General features: G+C 44.4%; 24 protein-coding genes, 1 pseudogene and 1 riboswitch. Of the genes and pseudogenes, 6 read left to right on the forward strand and 19 right to left on the reverse strand.

Translation table 11 applies throughout. The features are described from left to right. Window positions 1-17: 17 nt before the first annotated feature. From tapA to AC3EBE_RS03295, 4 genes and pseudogenes are all read right to left on the reverse strand, one after another. Window positions 18-1,271, reverse strand: coding sequence for an amyloid fiber anchoring/assembly protein TapA (tapA, locus tag AC3EBE_RS03280; RefSeq protein WP_488593579.1), 1,254 nt, complete (start codon window positions 1,269-1,271; stop codon window positions 18-20). A gap of 270 nt (window positions 1,272-1,541) precedes the next feature. Continuing rightward, window positions 1,542-1,793: pseudogene (locus AC3EBE_RS03285) on the reverse strand (amidohydrolase); the annotation flags it as partial. A 213-nt stretch (window positions 1,794-2,006) separates the two neighbouring features. After that, window positions 2,007-2,125, reverse strand: a riboswitch (SAM riboswitch). Window positions 2,126-2,317: 192 nt separating this feature from the next. Next, the gene (locus AC3EBE_RS03290; RefSeq protein ID WP_488593580.1) at window positions 2,318-3,292 is read right to left on the reverse strand and encodes a bile acid:sodium symporter family protein; all 975 of its coding nucleotides are present in this window, start codon (window positions 3,290-3,292) and stop codon (window positions 2,318-2,320) included. Window positions 3,293-3,296: 4 nt separating this feature from the next. Then, the gene (locus tag AC3EBE_RS03295) at window positions 3,297-4,688 is read right to left on the reverse strand and encodes an FAD-binding oxidoreductase (protein WP_488593581.1); all 1,392 of its coding nucleotides are present in this window, start codon (window positions 4,686-4,688) and stop codon (window positions 3,297-3,299) included. 208 nt (window positions 4,689-4,896) lie between these two features. Here AC3EBE_RS03295 and AC3EBE_RS03300 point away from each other — a divergent pair, with 208 nt between their 5' ends. Continuing rightward, window positions 4,897-5,619 (forward strand): FadR/GntR family transcriptional regulator, encoded by a 723-nt coding sequence (locus tag AC3EBE_RS03300; RefSeq protein WP_488593582.1) that lies wholly within the window; start codon window positions 4,897-4,899, stop codon window positions 5,617-5,619. Between the two features lie 64 nt (window positions 5,620-5,683). Here AC3EBE_RS03300 and AC3EBE_RS03305 read toward each other — a convergent pair whose 3' ends face one another. The 8 genes from AC3EBE_RS03305 to AC3EBE_RS03340 all read right to left on the reverse strand — a co-directional run bounded on the left by AC3EBE_RS03305 (window position 5,684) and on the right by AC3EBE_RS03340 (window position 11,983). Beyond that, entirely contained in the window at window positions 5,684-7,363 is a 1,680-nt protein-coding gene (locus tag AC3EBE_RS03305) for an acyl-CoA dehydrogenase family protein (RefSeq protein WP_488593583.1), read from the reverse strand. Further along, the gene (locus AC3EBE_RS03310; RefSeq protein ID WP_488593584.1) at window positions 7,363-7,746 is read right to left on the reverse strand and encodes a MerR family transcriptional regulator; all 384 of its coding nucleotides are present in this window, start codon (window positions 7,744-7,746) and stop codon (window positions 7,363-7,365) included. Before AC3EBE_RS03310 ends, AC3EBE_RS03305 begins: the two co-directional genes overlap by 1 nt. A 163-nt stretch (window positions 7,747-7,909) precedes the next feature. Next, complete coding sequence (gene sdaAA / locus AC3EBE_RS03315; RefSeq protein WP_488593585.1) at window positions 7,910-8,812, reverse strand: L-serine ammonia-lyase, iron-sulfur-dependent, subunit alpha; 903 nt, start codon at window positions 8,810-8,812, stop codon at window positions 7,910-7,912. 115 nt (window positions 8,813-8,927) lie between these two features. Then, on the reverse strand, window positions 8,928-9,593 hold the full coding sequence (sdaAB, locus tag AC3EBE_RS03320; protein ID WP_488593586.1) for an L-serine ammonia-lyase, iron-sulfur-dependent subunit beta: 666 nt from the start codon (window positions 9,591-9,593) through the stop codon (window positions 8,928-8,930). 150 nt (window positions 9,594-9,743) lie between these two features. Further along, window positions 9,744-10,757 carry a GGDEF domain-containing protein gene (locus tag AC3EBE_RS03325; RefSeq protein ID WP_488593587.1) on the reverse strand — a complete coding sequence of 338 codons (1,014 nt, stop codon included), beginning with the start codon at window positions 10,755-10,757 and terminating at the stop codon, window positions 9,744-9,746. A gap of 190 nt (window positions 10,758-10,947) precedes the next feature. Then, window positions 10,948-11,058 carry an anti sigma factor C-terminal domain-containing protein gene (locus tag AC3EBE_RS03330; RefSeq protein ID WP_488593588.1) on the reverse strand — a complete coding sequence of 37 codons (111 nt, stop codon included), beginning with the start codon at window positions 11,056-11,058 and terminating at the stop codon, window positions 10,948-10,950. Between the two features lie 49 nt (window positions 11,059-11,107). After that, entirely contained in the window at window positions 11,108-11,644 is a 537-nt protein-coding gene (locus AC3EBE_RS03335; protein ID WP_488593589.1) for a DUF2812 domain-containing protein, read from the reverse strand. Next, window positions 11,645-11,983, reverse strand: a complete 339-nt coding sequence (locus AC3EBE_RS03340) for a PadR family transcriptional regulator (RefSeq protein WP_488593590.1) — start codon at window positions 11,981-11,983, stop codon at window positions 11,645-11,647. Between the two features lie 199 nt (window positions 11,984-12,182). Here AC3EBE_RS03340 and AC3EBE_RS03345 point away from each other — a divergent pair, with 199 nt between their 5' ends. Continuing rightward, window positions 12,183-12,536: an ASCH domain-containing protein gene (locus AC3EBE_RS03345; RefSeq protein ID WP_488593591.1), complete on the forward strand. Its 354-nt coding sequence runs from the start codon at window positions 12,183-12,185 to the stop codon at window positions 12,534-12,536. 3 nt (window positions 12,537-12,539) lie between these two features. Further along, on the forward strand, window positions 12,540-12,980 hold the full coding sequence (locus AC3EBE_RS03350; RefSeq protein WP_488593592.1) for a hypothetical protein: 441 nt from the start codon (window positions 12,540-12,542) through the stop codon (window positions 12,978-12,980). 367 nt (window positions 12,981-13,347) lie between these two features. Here AC3EBE_RS03350 and AC3EBE_RS03355 read toward each other — a convergent pair whose 3' ends face one another. The 7 genes from AC3EBE_RS03355 to AC3EBE_RS03385 form a co-directional block, all read right to left on the reverse strand. Continuing rightward, a complete protein-coding gene (locus AC3EBE_RS03355) occupies window positions 13,348-13,611 on the reverse strand; it encodes a hypothetical protein (RefSeq protein WP_488593593.1) in 264 nt (87 codons plus the stop codon). 510 nt (window positions 13,612-14,121) lie between these two features. Beyond that, entirely contained in the window at window positions 14,122-14,550 is a 429-nt protein-coding gene (locus tag AC3EBE_RS03360) for a protein-tyrosine phosphatase family protein (RefSeq protein WP_488593594.1), read from the reverse strand. 24 nt (window positions 14,551-14,574) lie between these two features. Further along, on the reverse strand, window positions 14,575-16,347 hold the full coding sequence (gene arsA / locus AC3EBE_RS03365; protein ID WP_488593595.1) for an arsenical pump-driving ATPase: 1,773 nt from the start codon (window positions 16,345-16,347) through the stop codon (window positions 14,575-14,577). Window positions 16,348-16,361: 14 nt separating this feature from the next. Beyond that, entirely contained in the window at window positions 16,362-16,709 is a 348-nt protein-coding gene (arsD, locus tag AC3EBE_RS03370) for an arsenite efflux transporter metallochaperone ArsD (RefSeq protein WP_488593596.1), read from the reverse strand. 76 nt (window positions 16,710-16,785) lie between these two features. Then, entirely contained in the window at window positions 16,786-17,205 is a 420-nt protein-coding gene (gene arsC / locus AC3EBE_RS03375; protein WP_488593597.1) for an arsenate reductase (thioredoxin), read from the reverse strand. Window positions 17,206-17,224: 19 nt separating this feature from the next. Then, on the reverse strand, window positions 17,225-18,520 hold the full coding sequence (locus AC3EBE_RS03380) for an arsenic transporter (protein WP_488593598.1): 1,296 nt from the start codon (window positions 18,518-18,520) through the stop codon (window positions 17,225-17,227). A 45-nt stretch (window positions 18,521-18,565) separates the two neighbouring features. Next, window positions 18,566-18,910: an ArsR/SmtB family transcription factor gene (locus tag AC3EBE_RS03385; RefSeq protein WP_488593599.1), complete on the reverse strand. Its 345-nt coding sequence runs from the start codon at window positions 18,908-18,910 to the stop codon at window positions 18,566-18,568. 304 nt (window positions 18,911-19,214) lie between these two features. On the opposite strand from AC3EBE_RS03385, the gene AC3EBE_RS03390 reads away from it, so the two are divergent. The 3 genes from AC3EBE_RS03390 (at window position 19,215) to AC3EBE_RS03400 (ending at window position 20,686) form a co-directional block, all read left to right on the forward strand. Then, a complete protein-coding gene (locus AC3EBE_RS03390; protein WP_488593908.1) occupies window positions 19,215-19,544 on the forward strand; it encodes an ArsR/SmtB family transcription factor in 330 nt (109 codons plus the stop codon). 80 nt (window positions 19,545-19,624) lie between these two features. Beyond that, complete coding sequence (locus AC3EBE_RS03395) at window positions 19,625-19,795, forward strand: hypothetical protein (protein ID WP_488593600.1); 171 nt, start codon at window positions 19,625-19,627, stop codon at window positions 19,793-19,795. A gap of 27 nt (window positions 19,796-19,822) precedes the next feature. After that, on the forward strand, window positions 19,823-20,686 hold the full coding sequence (locus tag AC3EBE_RS03400) for a permease (protein WP_488593601.1): 864 nt from the start codon (window positions 19,823-19,825) through the stop codon (window positions 20,684-20,686). The last annotated feature ends 11 nt before the right edge of the window (window positions 20,687-20,697 follow it).

Below are 20,697 nucleotides of genomic sequence, written 5' to 3' on the forward strand. Positions count from 1 at the left end.
CATTTACGTCTATGAAATTAGTCTGTTTTAGAAAATGAAACAGTTACTCCTTCTGACTCATTTCCTGATTCATCAACAGTAGTAATCTTATAGACGTGTGATGGTTCTGTTGGTTTATCTAAAAGTTTTCCTTCACGATTTTCTCCCAAAAATACATTATCTTTATAAATCTTTACATGGCTAAAATCTTGATCTTTTGGATTAGTCCACGTAATCTCTATTTCTTCATTATTTTCATTGCTACTTAAACTGACGCTGTTTACCTCTTCTGGCGGCTGCTTATCTTCTGTAATCTTTTCCTCAGTTTTCACTGAAATTATTACTCCATCGCTTTCATCACCTGATTTGTTAACAACTGTTAATTTGTATTCATATTCGCTAGCTGGTTTTAAATTTTTATCTTCAAAACTATTTCGCGTAAGATTGTTTGCAATTAATGTTCCGTTTCGGTAGATTTTTACAAAATCAAATTCTTTTTCTTCTGGGTTCTTCCAACTTAGGTTTATGGAGTCAAATCCATGTAATTCCTTTAAATTAGTAATTTCAAGTTTCGAAGGAGTTTCAGCTTCAGGAACAATTGCAGTAATTCCTTTACAATTATCAATGTCCTCTTGGGTAATAGTAATTTCCTTTGTGCCCCATACATCTTGATCTTTTTCTTTATTCGGATCATTATTCGGATTTCCGTGATTCGGTCTTTGATCAGCTTTGAATTTATATTTTCCTGGACTTAATTTATTTAAGTCAGGTGTATAAATAAGCATAGTTTTATTTGAATTTGAATCTTGGCCTGGCAATGGCGGGACTTCTCCTTCATACAACAGTTCTCCTGGATTTTTTTGGTTTGGTCCACTTTCATTTAGACCGACCTTATATAGGTAAAATTTTGTAGGTCCTGCCATGGCATCACCTACATTAGCTAGCTCTGAATAAATTTGACCTTCAAAATCTGGTGTACAATAGCCCGCTATTCCGGTAAATTTTAGTGAACTTCTATCCCATTCTTCTGAATCCCCAGGAAATTCAGCATCTGCCCCCAGGAAATTATCAATTACTTCAATATCATTAAAATAAGCTCCAGTATGCGTAGTTAAATAAGATCCTGTAAAGACAAAGAGATACCATATCGCTACAATTTGAGCAGCAATAGAAATGCCTCTACTCTTTTTCTTAAACTTTCTCAATCTGCTCGCTCGTATAGTACTCCCCTCCCAGTGTGTTTTAATTTTATGTATTATATTGAGAACGAAGTTGGTGATTTTATCTCTCACTGTTATCAACTTCCTTAAAAATTTTCATTTTTCGTTCTTTTTAAAGAACTTATAGACTGAGTATATTGCAACCTATTCTTTTTGAAAAACACCAAATTTCGCCGTTTTTTCTTAATAACGAACGTTTTTCATATATTACCTCTTGTTTCCTTCTGTTTTCACATTATTTCATTCTTTTTATTGAACAATAATGTTTTATATATAGAACAAAATAACCAAAAAAAGCTTAAGCTAGGAATCCTTCAATCCCCAGCTTCAGCTTCTCCTATATTATACCGTCAGCTCTGCCCCTCTTGCCTTCTCAAAATCCTCCTTAACTCGTCCTAGTAAACTCTCATCCACCAACAACCGGTACCCAGCCAGCGCCAACGCCTTAGCCCCAGTCAACAAAGCCTGATCTCCACGCGGAGACCCCGTTGCATCCCTGAACTCATGAGTATGCGCAATCAGATTATCTGCACCAATCTTAATATAAGGATGAGCCGTCGGTGCAACATGGCTGATATTCCCTGCATCCACGGAAATTCCCTGTCCTTCGATTTGAACTTTTTAGTGACTTTTTCAAATGTAATCATCTCGACACTTCCTCTACCCTTTCTCTACTTTGCTCATCAGACTACTCAGATATAAACTCAAAGCTCTCCTCAGCTCCTGTCTCCTTTTTGAAAACTAAAAACCCTCTCCTTATCCATACAAACACACAGACAAGAAGAGGGTATATAGGTACCCGCTTGCTTCTCATCTGCCAGGCTGATTGGAAAAATCAGTCTGATGGAATTGGCACGGTGTCTGCTGCACGCAGATCCGCTGCCGAGGTTTCACAGGGCCAGTCCCTCCACCTCTCTGGATAAGAAAACGAAACTTTTTATATTCGGTTTTTTAACATGTCCCTCATTTTAGGGCAATAAAAATTAGGTGTAAACGAAAAAATTTCAAGATTTTTTTATAGTTTGCTAAAAACCCAGATTTTCCAACGATTATACCAGTGAAAATTTTTTCGGTTCACTAAAAATGTTTTTTGGAAATCACAAGCTAGCTTCCAGCTTTTACAGCCTGGCTTGGATAGGGCGGACCGGTACCTCTTTTTCAATATTGACTACTGGCTTTTTAGACCAGTAAGTCGCGAGGATTGGTCCGGAGATATTATGCCATGCTGCAGCAAGGACGCTCGGAAGTGCTGCCAGCGGCCCGAAGTGTGCGGTTGCCAATGCTACGCCTAAGCCTGAGTTCTGCATACCTACTTCAATCGAAATCGCTCTTCTATTTACCTCATCCTGGCCCATCATTTTTCCTGCAAAGTAGCCAAGCATCAGGCCGAACCCGTTGTGTAGCATTACTGCTGTAAAAATAATGAGCCCTGACGATGCAATGGTTGCAGCATTGCCCGATACGACCACGCTGACAATCGTGATGATCGCTGCAACCGAAATAAGCGGCAGAACTGATAGGCTTTTTTCAACTGCCACAGGGAAGAATTTCTTGATCGCTAAACCTAATACAATCGGAAGAATGATGACCTGGACAATTGACTTAAACATCGCAAAAGTATCAACCGGCATCCATTGGCCGGCTAGCAATAACAGGAGCAATGGTGTCATGATTGGTGCCAATAGTGTTGAAACCGAAGTCATGGCGATTGATAATGGTACATTTCCTTTTGCCAGATACACCATGACGTTGGAGGCTGTTCCGCCTGGTACGCAGCCGAGCAAAACGAGACCTGCAGCCAATTCGGCTGGCAGATTCAAAACTTTCGCAATCAGGAATGCGACAACTGGCATAATGATAAACTGGGCGCACACGCCAATGATGACTGGGATAGGCTTCGTAAAGACAATTTTAAAATCAACCGCCTTTAAGGTAAGCCCCATGCCAAACATGACAACGCCCAGCAAAATGGTAATGTATTGGCCCAACCCCAGGAATGGTTTTGGAACCAAAAAGGCAACGGCAGATGTAAGGATGACCCATACTGCAAAATATTTTCCTGCAATGTTACTGACAGCTTCGATTACTTTCATTTCACTACACCCCTTTCTTCGGCTTTACAATTTTATTTGGATTTAATAGATTGTCAGGATCAAGGGCTTGTTTGATTTTTTCCATAACGAGAAGGGCATCTCCATGCTCTTTTTGCTGATATTTCTGCTTACCGATTCCCACTCCATGCTCTCCAGTACATGTTCCTCCGCGCTCCAGGGCGTACAGGACAATTTGTTCATTTAGCTGTTCCGCTCGATCAATCTCTTCTTGGTCATTCAGATTAATCATCAAGAGTACGTGATAGTTTCCATCTCCTACATGGCCGAGAATTCCGCCGGTAAGCCCCAGTGAATCAACTGCTTCCCTTGCATGGCGAATGGCACCTGACAGCTCTGAAATTGGAAGGCAGACATCTGTCACCATCATCTTTTTGCCGGGATATCCATGAATATAGGCATAGGCAAGATTGTGCCGCGCCTCCCATAACCGGTTCCTGGCAGCATTATCTGTTTCAAATTCAATATCGAGGCAATGATGGTCTTGTACAATTTCCTTTGTGAACTCTACATCCTGCTTCAGCCCAGCTTCATTTCCATGGAACTCCAAAAATAGTGTTGGGCCTTCTTTATAGTTTGTGTCACTAAAAAGGTTAACCTGTTTCATGGAAGGTTCATCGACGAGCTCGACCCTGGCAATTGGAATGCCTGCCTGCAGGATTGAGACAACAGCCTCGACCGCATCGTTCAAGGTTGGGAATGAGGCTCTGGCTGCCATGACGTGCTCAGGAATTCCGTAGACTTTCAACGTGAGCTCAGTGAAGCAGCCAAGCGTACCTTCCGAACCGACGAATAGGCCGTTAAGGTGGAAGCCGGATGACGATTTGGCGGCCAGATTGCCAGTATGTATGATCGAGCCATCGGCAAGCACCACTTCAAGATCCCGGACCTGGTCGCGCATGACTCCATATTTTACCGATGTCGTTCCGCTGGCATTTGTTGCCGCCATTCCGCCCAAGGTAGCATCTGCTCCCGGATCCACCGAGAAAAACAAGCCGTACTTTTTCAGTTCTTTATTCAGCTGCGAACGGGTCACCCCAGGCTGTACTTTTACGAGAAAATCATTTTCCCGAACCTCGAGAATATTATTCATCAGCGAAAAATCAATTGTAATCCCGTGGTCATAAGGGATAACATGCCCCTCCAGGCTGGAACCCAACCCAAAAGGAACAACAGGAACCTTGAACCTGTTTGCCAGTTTTACAACTTCACTAACCTGCTGTGCCGTTTCTGGAAAAACAACAAGATCGGGAAGGCTCACTGCATGGTACGATTCATCCCGGCCATGCAATTCTCTTACTGTCTGATTTTCTGTTACCTGACTTTCAGAAAGAACCTCCTTTAATGCGTTGACCAGGTTTACACTCACTGCTTCCATCCATTTCTCCTTCTTTCCGTGATGCATCTCTTTAAATGAAAGATTTGGTTGCACCTTTATCGAAATTGGTCCAACCAGTTATCGTAATTATACTAAATTATCTGAACAATTCAATTATTTATTTTATTATTTATTCATTCTTGATAATTTAATTTTTGGTCTGTTACAGTTAGGATACATTCAAGATGTCGATTACTAGGGGTTGGCTATGAGTAAGCAGGAGAAAAAAAAGACCTATGAAGTGATAATGGACAAAATTACGGAATTCTTTTTAACAGGAAATTTGAAGCCAGGGGAAAAACTGCCTTCTGAACGGGAGTTGGCATCACAATTTAAAGTGAGCCGTACGTCGATCAGGGAAGCATTGCGGGCGATGGAGCTGAATGGGCTGATCGAGATTCGGCAAGGCGGCGGAAGCTATATCAAAGCTTCTGACTTCCAATCGAGAAAAGAGGAAATTACGGCTGCCATCATCAAGGCAGAAAATCATCTAGTCTATGAAATGCTTGAACTGAGGCGTGCGATCGAAGTAGAATCCGCGTTCCTGGCTGCCAAAAGAGCCACATCACAAGACTTGCAACAGCTGCGTTCAGCGCTTGAAAAAATGGCACTATCACCAGAGGATATTGAGTTAGGCCTAAAAGCAGACCTTGACTTCCACATAGGGATTGTCGAGGCCACCCATAATTCCATCTTCATCGATTTGATCCATACCCTGAGCGAGCATATGGAAGATACAATAAGGGCAACCAGGAGACATCGCTTTACTGCAGAGCCAGAACGATATGAAGATACAATGGATGAACACAAAGAGATTTATTTGGCCATCGCCTCCGGTAAAGGAGATAAAGCAAAAGAATTGATGGAAGGGCATATTACGAGGATAAGAGAAGAATTGACAGAATCGATTGTTTTTAATATTGGGAAATGAAGATTCAGGTTTATGATTTTTTAAAAAAGACTGCAGACGATTTCAGTGGTCTGCAGTCTTATCCTTATATGCTTGTAAGCTCTGCTTCCGTTTCCGCATGTGACAGCACAATCTCATTAAAGTACTTTACTGATTTTATTTCCTCATCAAATTCAAACTTCGATTTCCACTCTTGTTGAATGTACACTTCCATCACCTTCCGGGCCCGCTCACCCCCGCTCGCTGCATATTCCAATGCGTTCACACTTTCAAAAATCTTCACCATCAGCTCTGCCACCCGTTTTGAGTGGAAGGTTTTGTGGTCTGGAGACGCTATTTGCACTGCTGTCAGAAGGTTCTTCAGCTGCTCCATTCCAACGCGGACTTGATCAGCTTGCTCACCTTCCATATTTGCAGTCCGCACCGTCATTTCTTGTAAAAACAACTTCCCCGCATTGAATTTCTCCAGCAGCCTCAACACTTCGAGGCCCAAAATGTTAGCGGTTCCCTCCCAAACCGTAAGTACCTGAGCATCCCTCAGCAACCGCGGTGTGACGAAGTCTTCAATATAGCCATTCCCGCCATGCATTTCGATGGCTTCATGGGCAAAATGGACGGCCTGCTCGGCTGTTTCTTTTTTCAGAAGAGCGATGTAAAGCCTGTTCAGGACGACATCTTTTTCTGATACGCCCTCTTCGTCCCTCATCACTTTTTCAAACAGCGGAAGGTATTTGAACACAGTCCGTGTCTCGACTTCTAGTTTCACCGCCATTTTTACGAGGGAATCTTTGATCATTGGATAGTCTGCGAGCTTTTTGCCGAAAGCGTCTCTCTTGAATGCGTAATGCCGGGCTTCGCGATAGGCGCGGCGCATGATGCCGAGGGAGGCAACAGTGTTGCAGACTCTTGAAAGATTCAGTGCCTCCATCATGTAATAAAAGCCTTTGGCCGGATCGCCTACCACATAGGCCTGTGCGCCTTCGAACTCTACTTCAGCCGATGGTACGGCTTTTACTCCCAGCTTATCTTTGAGCCTGCGGATTTTGATGCCATTCAGCGAACCATTTTCGTTACGCCATGGAACTGCGAACAGTGTGAGTCCTTTTGTTCCGCCCGGGGCTCCTTCCCTTCTGGCTAAAACCATCGCGACTCCGCACATCCCTGCGTTTGACGCGAAGTATTTTTCCCCGTACAGTTTGTAGCCTTCGGTCGTTTGGACTGCCTTAACGACATTCGCTCCTACATCAGATCCGCCCTGCCTTTCGGTCAGGAAGGTCGCGCCTTCGTATAAAGTGGTTTCTCCGGTGGAAAGCACATGAGGCAGGAATTTTTCTTTGATGTCTGGGGAGGCGTATTGCTCGAGCAGATAAGCGCTTGCCATTGTCAGGGTGACTGGGCAGTAGAAGCCGGGTTCTGTTTGGGATAGCAGATAGCCCAGGGCATAAGAATAAATATAGTTCCCGCGCCGGCCGAGTTCAGGAATTTCCTTATGGATATAGCCAACAATGCCAGTGTTATAGGATTCCTCGACAGTTTTTCGGTAGCCGTCATTCACCCAGACCTCAGAAATGTCGTCACCGTAAGCATCATACTTGATCAGCCTCGGCTGGCCTTCACGGTCGGTGAACCTTGCCCGCTGATCGATTTCATTGGCGCATACCTCGCCGAATGCCTCGAGCTCGTTGTCAGCATATTTGAAGAAATCTTCGTCCAATAACTCCTTTAGCAGCGCTTGAAATTGTGGTTCATCCTTATAAAAATTCATTATCTGGCCTCCTTTTGAATTGCTTCCAGTTTCCCATTGAAATCGGACAGCAGCCTTTCGATTTCCTCTTTGATTTCAATTAATTCGGCGATGCGCTCATTCACCTCAGCGAGCTTCTCGCTGCCATATTCAATCGTGCGCTTCAGCTGTTTTTCCCCTGTGCGGTCTTCATCGAATAACAGCACCATCTCCTTGATTTCATCCAGCGAGAAGCCAAAGCGCTTCCCTCTGAGGATAAGCTTCAGCTGCGTGTGTTCCCTGCTAGAATAAATGCGCCGCCCGCCTTCAGAGCGCTTGGGCGTCAGCAGACCAAGCTCTTCATAATACCGGATGGTCCGCGTCGTCACATCGAACTCCTGCGCCAAATCTGAAATTGTATACATTAGCGAAAACCTCTTTTTAACAGAATAATCAGTAAATTAATTATAGCATTTACGTTAACGTAAAGAACAACAAAAAAATGCAAGGATTTCGTCCCTTTAACACAGTAAAGCGGTGGGGGTCAGACCCCCACCGCTTTACTGTGTTAAAGTTTGTTGTTGGTTTTTATTTTATTAGGTAATCTACTAGTTTTGTTTTTGGTTTGCCGAAGATCTCTTCTTCTAAGCGGCGGCCTGTTGGTGTGGCTGCTAGTCCGCCTTCTGCTGTTTCGCGGAGGGCGGATGGCATGGTTTGGCCGATGGCGTACATGGCTCCGATGACTTCGTCGCATGGGATTCGGCTTGTAATGCCTGCTAATGCCATGTCAGCTGCTGTGATGGCGTTTGATGCACCCATTGCGTTGCGTTTTACGCATGGTACTTCTACCAAACCTGCAACAGGGTCGCACACTAATCCAAGCATATTTTTCAATGTGATCGCAAATGCTTCTGATGATTGCTGCGGCGTGCCGCCAGCCATTTCAACGATCGCTGCAGCGGCCATTCCAGCTGCTGAACCTACTTCTGCCTGGCATCCTCCGGCAGCTCCGGAAATCGATGCGTTGTTCGCGACAACAAATCCAAATGCAGCTGTCGTAAACAGGAATTCGATCATTTCCATGCGCGTTGGGTTAAGCTTTTCTTTTACAGCGAACAATGTACCTGGAACGACTCCGGCAGATCCGGCTGTCGGCGTTGCACAGATGATTCCCATTGCTGCATTTACTTCATTGGTTGCGACGGCCTTGCTGACGGCATCCAATAATAGATTGCCACCCAATGACTTTCCGCTCGCAATATAGTTTTGCAGCAGCACAGCGTCCCCGCCGGTCAGACCTGAGTGGGACTTCACACCATTCAAACCGCGTTCAACAGCACGTTCCATGACAGACAGGTTATTGTCCATCTGGGCAATGATGTCCTCGCGGGAACGGCCGGAAACTTCTATTTCCTGCCGAATCATGATTTCGGCTATTTTCACCTGATTCTTCTCTGCTAATTCAACAAGCTCGGCAACATTACGAAACATGGCTTGTCCTCCTGAATTTTACTTTTAACACTATGACAACAGTGCGCGGGGCCCTCGGTTCTATCGGAAAACCTTAAGGCGCGCGCAGACCTAAAAATCCAAAATTAAAAATCTATTAATCCACCAATCGAATAATCTGCGTAACTCCAGCCAGGGAATTCAACTCCGCCACAACAGTTTCATCAAGCTTATGGTCCATTTCAATGACCATGACGGCAACTTCCCCTTTTTCTTTCCGCGAGACTTCCATATGCCCAATATTGATTTGGTACTTTGACAGAACGCTAGTCACGGCAGAAATCAGTCCGAAGCGGTCCTCGTGCACAACAAGAATCGCCGGGTTGGCTCCTGAAAGCTTCAGCTTGAACGAATTGATCTCGGTGATCTCAATCGTACCGCCGCCGATCGAAATGCCGACGATTTCAAGCTCTTTTCCAGCGCCATCATAAAGATTTATTTTAACCGTGTTCGGATGTTCTGTCACGGCATCTTCAGTAATGAATTCAACTTCCAAGCCTTCTTTTTCCGCGATTTCCAGCGCGTCAGGGATCCGCTCATCGAACGTATCGAAATCCATGATGCCGGCAACCAGCGCCAGGTCGGTACCGTGTCCCTTGTACGTTTTTGCAAAAGAACCGTATAAGGAAATCACAGCTTTGGCCGGCTGTTTTTCGAATAAAGTCCTTGCGACCCTGCCAATCCGGGCAGCACCTGCTGTATGTGAACTCGATGGCCCTATCATCACCGGGCCGATAATATCAAATGCAGAACGATATTTCATTATGCATTGCTCCTTGTCATCTATTGAATAGCTAATGTAAGCGATTACATATAATATCAGTATTAAAGTTTCATAACCATAGATATCTTACCACAATATCAATAGAGTTTAATCAAAAATAATAAAAAAACCATTCCCAGTTGCGAATGGTCAATTCAAACTTACTTTATTTCGCCCGCTGTTTTTTGACAGATATAGTCCTTTATCAGCGCGGTTGAGCATGGAATCGATATTGTCTCCGCAGCGATATTCGGTCACACCGAAGCTGGCTGTCAGGCTGCCGGCCCCTTTAAAGCTGTGATCTTCAATTAATTTTCGGAACTGCTCTGCTTTTACAAACGCCCGCTCGCCGCTATCTTCGGTTATCAGGAGGAATTCCTCTCCTCCCCAGCGCCCGAAAAGATCCCCATCCGCCAGATTGACAGAGACGATTGCCGACAGCTCCTTCAGGACGCAATCACCAATCTTATGGCCATGGATGTCGTTGACCTTTTTAAAATGGTCGATATCAAAAAAGATAATCGAAAAAGGCTTCTGCGGCTCCAGTTTTTCTTCAAGCCAGACATCGATCTGGTGGCGGTTGGCTACGCGCGTCAAGGAATCAATAAAGGCATGCTTTTTAAAGAAATCCCTTTCTGTAAAAGCCCGGAACATATTCTGTGCATAGAATAGTACAAGTATATAAACGATATTCGCAGAATGGAATTGAGTTAGCGAATCAATTGCTTCTGCGGTAAGGTGATTGCTGTATGCGAGGCCGATTGACATCGTGATCAAGAAAATGATGATTGAAAAAATAAATCCTTTTTTTATGCCAAGCGTCAAAAAGAAGAACATGATGATCAAAGGCAGCCAGACAATAAAATCGCCCAGGGACCCGCCCGTTTTGGAGAGATCATTATGAACCACATCAAAAAGGGTCGTGACATGGTACAGGCTGACAAGCAATAGGGTCACATATTCGGCGAACCGAATATAGCGATTTAGCAAGGCGGCGAGCCAGCCAATCGAAAACCAGGCAGTAAGCGTCGTATTGACGATCGTATCAAAGCTGCTCATTTCACTCAGGAAGCTGTTGATAATCAGGGCAGAAGTGATCACAGGGAGCACCCATAAATAGACACTGCGCTTCAGCTCTTCGATCGTCTCAAAATTTGCTAACATCTTACTTCATCTCCCAAACTAACTTATACTGTTAGTTTATCTATCTTAATAGGCCTTGGCTGAACCTCCGCGAGTAAAAAACATCTGTATTCCCTATAATTCCATTTTACTAGAAATACTTATTTTAGTATATTTTATAACGCAAAAAAAGAAGCAAAAGTCCCGGACAGCTTTTGCTTCTTCAATAATTTTATTCTTCCCAGTTCCAGTAGGTCATTTTGCCGAGATCTGCCCCCTGGATTTGCTCGGCTTCCTTTAGTTTCAGCAGTTCTTTTACCGGTCCGGTCACAACGGCGGCCATAAAAAAACACCATTCTTAATCGAATGGTGTCATTGACTCATTTTCATTTTCATAGATCCAGCGAATTGGCTTCCGCCTTTAGTTTCTTTACTTTTAACAGGACACTCCAAATCACCACAGCAGAAGCCCCCAAGATTCCAGTGAAGACGCCCTTGGTAAAATCGGATACATCTGATTCCGGATTTAATAGATAAAGAAGAAAGATAGCGATCAAGGCAAAATAAGCAAGGGAAATTGTCCTTAACACGCTGGTGTATTTCTGTATTCGAGAGTCTGAATCCGAATAGATATCCGGGAGTATTCCATTTTCTGCTTTCGTCCGGAAATAATGCCATCCTGCGAATTGCGCCACATGCTCCCAGCCTGCATCTTTGAAAATCGTCTTGTATTCCTCAAATTCTTTATTCTTTAACGTTTTGTAATCAGTTTTGTATACATATTCGCCTGGCTCGCTTTTTTCAAAAAAATAAAAAAAGCGATAATCCTTTAACAGCCAGCCTTCCTTCGCCATCTGGTTCAGCCATTCTTCCTCTTTCGTGTCCTGCCAATAGGCAAATAGTTTAAATACCTTTTTTGTCTCTGCCATTTAAATCTCCTCCATTTCGTTTACTTGTTTTTCCGTTGCTGTGACAAGGTTTTTTAACCTCTGCAGTTCGAGTTTCACAAGCTGCTTCCCCAAATCTGTAAGGACGTAGTATTTCCGGCGCTCTTCATCGACCTCTTCTGTTTTGCGGATGACGCCTTGTTTCTCCAATTTGCTTAAGGCCCCGTACAGTGTTCCTGGACCGAGCTTCACTTCGCCATCGCTCATTTCTTCTACCTTTTGCATGATGCCGTACCCATGCATCGGAGTGATAAGGGAAACTAGAATAAAATACGTTGTATGTGTTAGCGGCAAAAATTTCTCAGGTGATTGGTTTTTCATGTTTTGACCTCCAGTATATATCGCCGCGCGTTACTACGCTTCGCGATATATCGTCTAACGATATAATAAAATATTCCATTTCTTGCGTCAATACATTTAGTTAAAATTTCCTATACTTTTTTCTTTGTCTTCGAATTTGGCTTTCTTTTTTCAAAATATGGTACATTAGATAGGATGAAAAACGAAGGGAGATTTTACAATGACAAACCACGAAGAACAAAATAATGCGTTACCTCCAAAAACATGTGAAATCGAGCGTCTTGTGACGATGGAAGATGACATCAATAAAGTTTTGGAAGGCAAGAAGACAGCGACACGCCGTAACGGCCGTTATGCTGATGTTGGCGAAATCATGGAGCTAAAGGGCAAGAAATTCGTTGTGGACAAGGTGTATTCACAGTCCCTTGGAGAATTGACTGACGAAGATGCTCGCCGCGAGGGTTTTGAAACAGTTGAAGAGTACAAGCAGTCAATCCTTTCTTACCACCCGGGAATGCCTTGGCTTCCACAGATGAGAGTCTGGGTGCATGAGTTCAGCCCTGTAGAAGAATAAGAGATGGATTTGTTTTACCGAATCATCATCTATCTTCACGTTTCAAGTGTGATCGCATCAATTGGCCCGTTCTTCATTCTCATGCCAATTGTAAAAAAACTGCCTGCTTCAGAGGGGAAGGAATTGGGAGGATATCTGGCGACGCTTAAATCAGTCGTCCGCCTGTCAATGCACTCGGGCCATGTGCTGGTGGTTACTGGAGTCCTGCTTGTTGTTCTTGGTCCATGGACTTGGAAAACACCGTGGATCATCGCGACACTGGCGCTTCTGTTCTCCTCCCTCTTCTTCCTTGCGCGGGCCTTTTCGCCAACACTGCGGAAATTCGCTGAGGAAGGCGCAAATAAAGTGGAGCTTGCCGCGAAGCTGAAGCGCACCATTTGGACTTACATTATTTTATTGATGTCGATGCTCTGGTTCATGGTCGTGAAGCCGAATTTGTGGTAGGTAGTTTGTTGAGGAGTCCGGGCTTCGTGCCCGGACTTTTTTTGTTTGGGTGGCTCCTTGCGGTGAAGCGGCAGAATTGGAAATTTTAGCTGTTTTTTTCCAATTCGTCGATATCCTACTGTTTTTCGTCGATATATTCAAAATTTCGTCGATATCAGTTTGATTTCGTCGATATATTTTAAATTACGTCGATATCTTATAGGATTTCGCCGATATCCATCTTGGGTGGTCCGCTAGTGAACCATCTGCAGCAGCAAAATGGCTATTTATCTAGGAAATCCCTTTGGTTGGTCAATTTTTTTCACGGGATTCTGCTAAATCAGATTAATTTTCCCCAAAAAATATCGCATAAACGGTGAAAGCCGCTTTATCCATTCACTTTTTCAGCGCGTTTCTGGAATTGCGAGCCCACAATCGTCAAAACAATGATATATGGCACGATAAACAATCCGTACCCTGTGCCATAATCCTGAATGTCTTCTGTAAAATAAAGTACGACACCCCAAAGCGCATAAACGACATACCCGGTTAGTGTAATCCAGAATGCAATCCATTTTTTCGCCAGGGCTGGCAGCAGCACTGGGCTCAGTACAATCGCCGCCAGCACCAAATTCGTGACTAGATGATCCATCTCATTTTCCCCTTATGGAATATTTTTCTTTTACTAGACTAATATATGACGAAAAAATTTGCAGCAAGTTTCAAAAATCCTCATAACAAATCCAGGTCGCATCAACGTTGGGCCCCTCACTTTCTTCATCATAAAAAAAAACCGCTGCACCCCTCCAGCGATGTGGAGTGATCCAGCGGTTTTCCTTCCTTAACAGCAATCTCTTTCATTTCCCGATAAAACAAATCCGTTCGCCTGCTCGTTAAAATCAAGCGTGGATTCTTTCGCTTCTATCTCAATCGAAGGATCGATTGCTACTCTTATTCCATTTGCTTCAATGACAACATCATCTGATTCCGGCTCATCCAGAGCCAGTCCAAGCCTTGGGCTTCCTCAACTGATGCCGGCAAAATAAACACGGATGCCGGATGCATTCTGCTCCTGCAGCAGCTGTTTCAAGCTGTCGCGCGCGCTGTCAGTAATTTTCACTGTTCCCCATCCTCCCTTTTCGCATATTTATTAGTTTATCATTTATTTCGCTTCTGGAAAAAGCCTTTCAAGTGATGCTTTCATTTCCGGGTTTACATTAATGACCTCGCGGATGCCTTTTGCCTTTGCTTCGGCTTCTTCGATGCTGTTTGCTTCCCCAAGCTTCAGCAATGTCCCGATTGCTACAGTACCTGTCCTGTTTTTTCCGCCGGAACAGTGGAAGTAAACATTCTTGCCGGATTGGTAGGCACCGACTACTTCATCGATTGCCTTCTTTACGGACTCATCCTGCTGCTCCGCATTATCAACGATCGGCATATGTGTGCGGTTATAGGTGAATTCGCCTTCCTTGTTCTCTGCTCGCAGGTCATATACCATATCAACTTTTTCATGTTCAAGCAGTTCAGGGATATCATCAGCACCGCCAATGAAAATACGGCCTGGCACTAATTCTTGATAATTCTTGCTCATCTTGGCTGCCACCTTTCAATTCGTTTATGCTTCAATCATGTCTTTCAGTTTTTCATACCCTAGCTTTTCCTCGGGCTGCCATGGCACGATACAGGTCTTCTCGGCAATTTCCTCGCTGACCTTTTTGATCCAGGCTTTTTCAGCTTCTGCCCTGCTTTGTAAAGTATGGTCTGCCGTCTGCAGTACAGAAAGACTCTGGTTGATCACCCACCAGACAGGCTCAATAGATGCTCGCTTTAAATCATCCTTCAAACGTGTCGCTTCGAGTACCGGTGTGGCTTCTGGCAAAGTCACAATCACAACGCTCGTTTCGTCGGGATTCTTCAGTCGCGGCAGCAAATTCTGCACACTGTCTGAAACACTGCCTGTTGAACGGGAAATTTCCTTGTGGTAGGATTCCGCTGATTTCAGCAGCAGCAGGGTATGGCCGGTCGGCGCTGTATCGATGACGACGACCTCATCCTTCGCCTTCTCCACAATATCAGCGAATGCCTGGAAAACGGCGATTTCTTCTGTACAAGGTGAATTTAAGTCTTCCTCCAGGTACGCCATGCCTTCTTCATTCAGTTCTGCTTTATTTTGCTCAAGAATAGCAGCTTTGTATGCTTCCACCTCTGCCTTCGGGTCAAGGCGGCTGATGGTCAGGTTATCGGATACATTCTGTTTTGCAAACGTGTAATCCAGATGGGCCGCTGGATCTGTGGTTGTCAGGTGCACTTTTACACCTTTTTCAGCCAAACCAACACCAATCGCGGAGGCAATCGTTGTCTTTCCGACTCCGCCTTTGCCCATGGTAAAAATGATCCTTGTATTTTTGGCGGCAAGATCATCAACAAGGTTCTGCAGAGATTGCAGGTTTTCACCTGAAAGCTCCGGCTCGCTTCCAACTTGCGAATGAGTCGCTGCCTTGAACATATTGCGCAAATTGGCAGCACCTGTTAAAGAAAATGGCGCAAATGGGATTGAGAACATCCCGACTTGTTTCAGCCTGGCAGGCATGTCATCCAGGGCCTTCTGCTGGCGGACATAAAACGCATTAGAGATATGGTCTTCTTTTACGTAATTCTGTAAAACTCCGTTCACGATCACGACCTGATTGCCCATCCCGATTTCCTTTAGCTCTAAAGAAGCACGTTCTGCCTCCAGCATGGACGAGCGCTCCGGTCTTGTAACAAGGATTAGCGTTGTCTTGCTTGGATCTGATAAAGCTTTAACTGTTGCGCTGTAAAGCAGTTTTTTCTCACCCAGACCTGATAGTGGTCCAAGGCAGGAAGCTCCATGAGTGCTTTCCTCCAAAAATCCACTCCACGCGGTTGGCAGCTGCAGCAGCCTTAAGGTATGGCCAGTTGGTGCAGTATCAAAAATGATATGGTCGTACTTGCTAGTCAAATCCTCGTCCGTCAGCAAATGCGAGAATTCATCGAACGCCGCGATTTCCACTGTACAGGCACCGGACAGCTGTTCCTCCATCGATGCAACAACAATGTCGGGCAGTGCATTCCGATAGGGGGAAATGACCTTCTCCCGGTATTGGCGCGCCGATTCCTCAGGGTCAATATTGCAGGCAGACAAATTCGTGATTCCTGGAACTTCTACCGGGTTGTTGCCAATTTCCATTCCAAAGACGTCCTGAAGATTGGAAGCAGGGTCAGTACTGATAATCAACACTCTTTTACCCGAATCAGCTACTGCCACAGCCGTCGCACAGGCTGTAGACGTCTTGCCGACTCCTCCTTTGCCGGTAAAAAACATGTAAGGTGTGTTGACGGCATATTTTGGGTGAAATGTCTGGAACATATCCTCTTCCTCCTCTATAACAGCTGGTTGCGCGGTTTTTCCGGTGATAGTTCCTTCACATCAATGCCAAGCCAGCTGGCAAACTCTTCATTCGTCGGGTAGCTTCCAACCTTCTCCACTTTCCCATCAACCAGTACAAGCGGAAGCGCATCGGTTCCTTTTTCGTGGAGGTGGCGATTTACTTCTGTATGCTCAACAAAGGCAGCTGGTTCACTTCCGAGATTAAAACGGCTGATTGGAAAACCCTTTTTCTCCAGTAAAAAAACTGCCGAGGCCACACGTGTCAATTCCGGGTCCACACTTGGTCCGCATACTCCTGTCGGGCAGCACATCGCAGGGTCAAAAATTTTGATTTCCTTCATCACTTTTTCCTCCTTCTATGTAGGTTCAAAGGAACAGCCAAGAGTCATTCCCCTTGGCTGCATGGTTTACCCGATTTTATTTACCTGTTTCAGCAAATGTCTTGATGCGGTCGCTGATCTGGTCGCGGACGCGCTGGAAGACAGCCCACTTTTCTTCATCTGTTCCCTCTGCCTTTGCAGGGTCATCAAATCCCCAGTGCTCGCGTTTTACGTGTGGAGGTGTCATTGGGCAATGCTCATCTGCATGGCCGCAAAGCGTGACAACAAGGTCAGCGTTGTTGAGGATTTCCGGGTCAATCACATCGGATGTATGGCCTGTAATATCGATTCCAACCTCATTCATTGCTTTTATCGCATTTGGATTCAAACCGTGCGCTTCAAGACCGGCACTTTTTACATCCCACTCATCACCAAGATATTTTTTCGCCCAGCCTTCCGCCATTTGGCTTCTGCAAGAGTTTCCAGTACATAAGAAGTAGATTGTTTTTTTAGACATAGTAGATTCGCTCCTTTTATTAGATAATCAGTAACCAAATATATAGACCCACCAGCGTAATGAACAGGGTAGGAATGGTCAGGATGATTCCAGTTTTAAAATAAGTGCCCCAGGAAATTTTCACGCCTTTTAATGAAAGGACGTGCAGCCACAATAATGTCGCCAGTGACCCGATTGGCGTGATTTTTGGCCCTAAGTCGGAACCAATGACGTTTGCATAAATCAGTGCTTCACGTACGACACCAGTTGTATTAGTATCCGCAATCGCGAGCGCATCAATCATGACGGTAGGCATATTGTTCATGATTGAAGACAGGATTGCCGCAATGAAGCCCATTCCGATCGTTGCGACAAACAGCCCCTGGTCGGCAGCAGATTGAATCACATCAGCCAACAGCTTTGTCAGACCGGCATTTCGCAGACCGTAAACAACGACGTACATCCCGATTGAGAAAAAGACTATCGCCCATGGAGCTCCCTTTACCACCTTTGAAGTGTGGACCGCTGGACTCCTTCTTGCCATCATTAGAAAGAAAATTGCTACGGCTCCTGCGATGAACGATACCGGAATCTTCACGAATTCACTTGTAAAGTAACCGAGAAGCAGTATCCCGAGAACCACCCATGACAGGCGGAACATCTTCATATCCATGATTGCTTCAACAGGCTTCTTCAAATCGGACATCTGATAATTTTTCGGGATGCTTTTACGGAAAAATAAATACAACACCAGGATGCTTGCACCTAATGAGAAAAAGTTCGGCACAATCATTCGTGAAGCGTACTCAACAAACCCGATATTAAAGTAATCCGCTGATACGATATTCACCAGGTTGCTGACAATCAGCGGCAGTGAGGTCGTATCAGCAATGAATCCGCTCGCCATGATAAATGGAAAGACCATCTTCTCCTCGAACTTCAGGTTACGCACCATCGCGAGGACAATCGGCGTCAGGATCAGCGCAGCGCCATCATTGGCAAAAAGCGCGGCAACACCCGCACCAAGCAGGGTGACATAAATGAACATTCTTACACCGTTCCCTTTAGCCGCTCGTGCCATATGGAGCGCGGACCACTCGAAAAATCCGATCTCATCTAAAATAAGTGAAATAATAATAAGTGCAATAAATGTCAGCGTCGCATTCCAGACGATGCCGGTCACATCAATGACATCCTGGAAAGAAACAACACCAAACAATAAAGCTAAAAGCGCTCCACCAGTAGCTGACCAGCCAATCCCGAGCCCTTTAGGCTGCCAGATGACCAGTGTCAGCGTCACAAGAAAAATCAGTGAAGCAATAATTGCTAATGACAAATTGAAACACCTCCACAATCCGTTTCATGTACAAGATTATATACGTTACTCACAAGAAATCCTTTTACCCTGCCGTTCAAGTTCGGCTAATTTCTCCTCCTGGCTTGGCAGTGCATTCAGGAGCAATTGGACAAACTCGAAATGCTCAAACTGCTGATTGAGCGAATAGAAAATCCACTGCCCTCTCCTGGCTTCTTTTACCAATCCTGCATCCTTCAGCTTTCGGATATGCTGGCTGATTGCCGGCTGGCTCGCATCAAACATCGCCACGAATTCACACACGCAGCAATCATGGTCAGCGAGGATCCGCATCATCGTCAACCGTGTCTTATCACCAAGCAGCTTCAAAATCGCAGCAGCTTGTTCAATATCCATATCCTTGTTAATCATTCCCGTGCACCTCCAATACTGTATCAGCATATAATAATTCACTTATATAATCAAGAACTTATATGGAAGTTTACAAATTCTTAATATTTCACATTATGAAGCATGGGGACGTATCTTATGCTTCCATGAAATATAAAATGTTCTATTGGAAGCAATAGATACGTCCCCGTGCTTCTAAAAATTAAAATCAAAAATTTTTGATTTAAGGGTTGCAAAATGGTTTTACAGGAAATATAATACAATATATCAAGTAAATTTGATTTAAGGAGAGCTGAAAGTGGAAAAATTCATTCCTTTAACAGATCTGACCAATAACTCCAAAGCCACGAAGGAACCGCCGCTTCAAAGCACCTTTGAAAAGTATGAAAGCAAGTTTAAAGCTCTTGCCGATCAAAAACGCCTTCACATCCTGAACCTCTTATGCCAGCAGGACTCCAGCTGCGTTTGTGATTTAAGCGAACTCATCGACATGCCTCAATCCAAGCTTTCTTATCACTTAAAGATTTTGCTCGATGCAAACTTGATTAAGAAAGAAACTAGAGGAACCTGGAGCTACTATCAGGTCAACACAGAAGAAATCAATCATCTGCTATCTCCAGAGCTTTGCTGCCTTTTCCGACCTAGCTGCTGTTAAAGTTAGGTTTTATTTTCAAACCATATATCAAATTTTTTTGATTAATAAATCAACATATTTTGATTAAGGAGAGGATCAATATGTTTTATCAAGATTATCAAGCAATCGCACAGATTAAACAGCAGGAAGTTGAAAGAAAAGCGAAGCATGCATGGAAGTTTTTCGAGCAGCCTGGGACAAAGCACAGCTTCTGGCCATCCCGCTCACAGAAATCCCAGCCGCAATGCTGCCCAGTTGCAGCAAATGCGTAATTAAATACGAGGAAGAGGTAGAGGAAAATGATTGAATTTCTGAAAAGCTTTTTTTGGATCGCACTGGAATTAACACTTTTATTTATCGGGATCTCCTTTTTGATCAGCCTGCTGCAGGGCTACATCCCATACGAAAAAATTGAAAAGAAACTGACAGGCAGCAACAAACTATTCGCAAGCCTTGCCGCCATCCTGTTCGCGTTCATCACACCATTTTGCTCCTGCTCCACGATTCCGGTAGTGGTCAATATGCTGAAAAAGAAAATCCCGTTTTCAATCGTCATGATTTTCCTCTTCGCTTCTCCTGTTCTGGACCCTACTATTTTAACGATTATGGGAGTTGTGATGGGCTGGAAGGTAACGATTCTTTACACTGTTATAACAAGTGTCTTCTCGATTGGTATTGGCTTTGCACTCGATAAGCTAGGCTTTGAGCGTTATGTAAAAAATGTCATGATGTCCGGTTACGAGGAAAGCAACCAGAAATTCAACTGGCGTTTCGCATTGAATGAAACATGGTCTTTAATGAAGAGTGTTTACCCTTACCTGATTATTGGTGCAGCAATTGGCGCTGTCATCCATGGTCTTGTCCCGACTGAGTTCATCACTGAATGGTTCGGCCATGACGCCTGGTGGCTGATCCCGATCGCAGCTGTCGTTGGAATCCCATTATATATCCGTCTCTCAAGCATGATCCCGATTTCGCAAATGCTGATAATAAAAGGAATGGCATTGGGACCCGTCATGGCGATGATGATCAGTTCCGCCGGTGCCAGCCTTCCTGAAGTCATCCTGTTAAAATCGATCTTCAAGAAGCAGCTCGTGTTTGCATTCGTCGCCTCGGTGATCACGATGTCTACAATCTCAGGCTTTATCTTTTATCTTGTTTAATTAATCAAAAA

It is taken from the genome of Mesobacillus sp. (genome assembly GCF_057785455.1).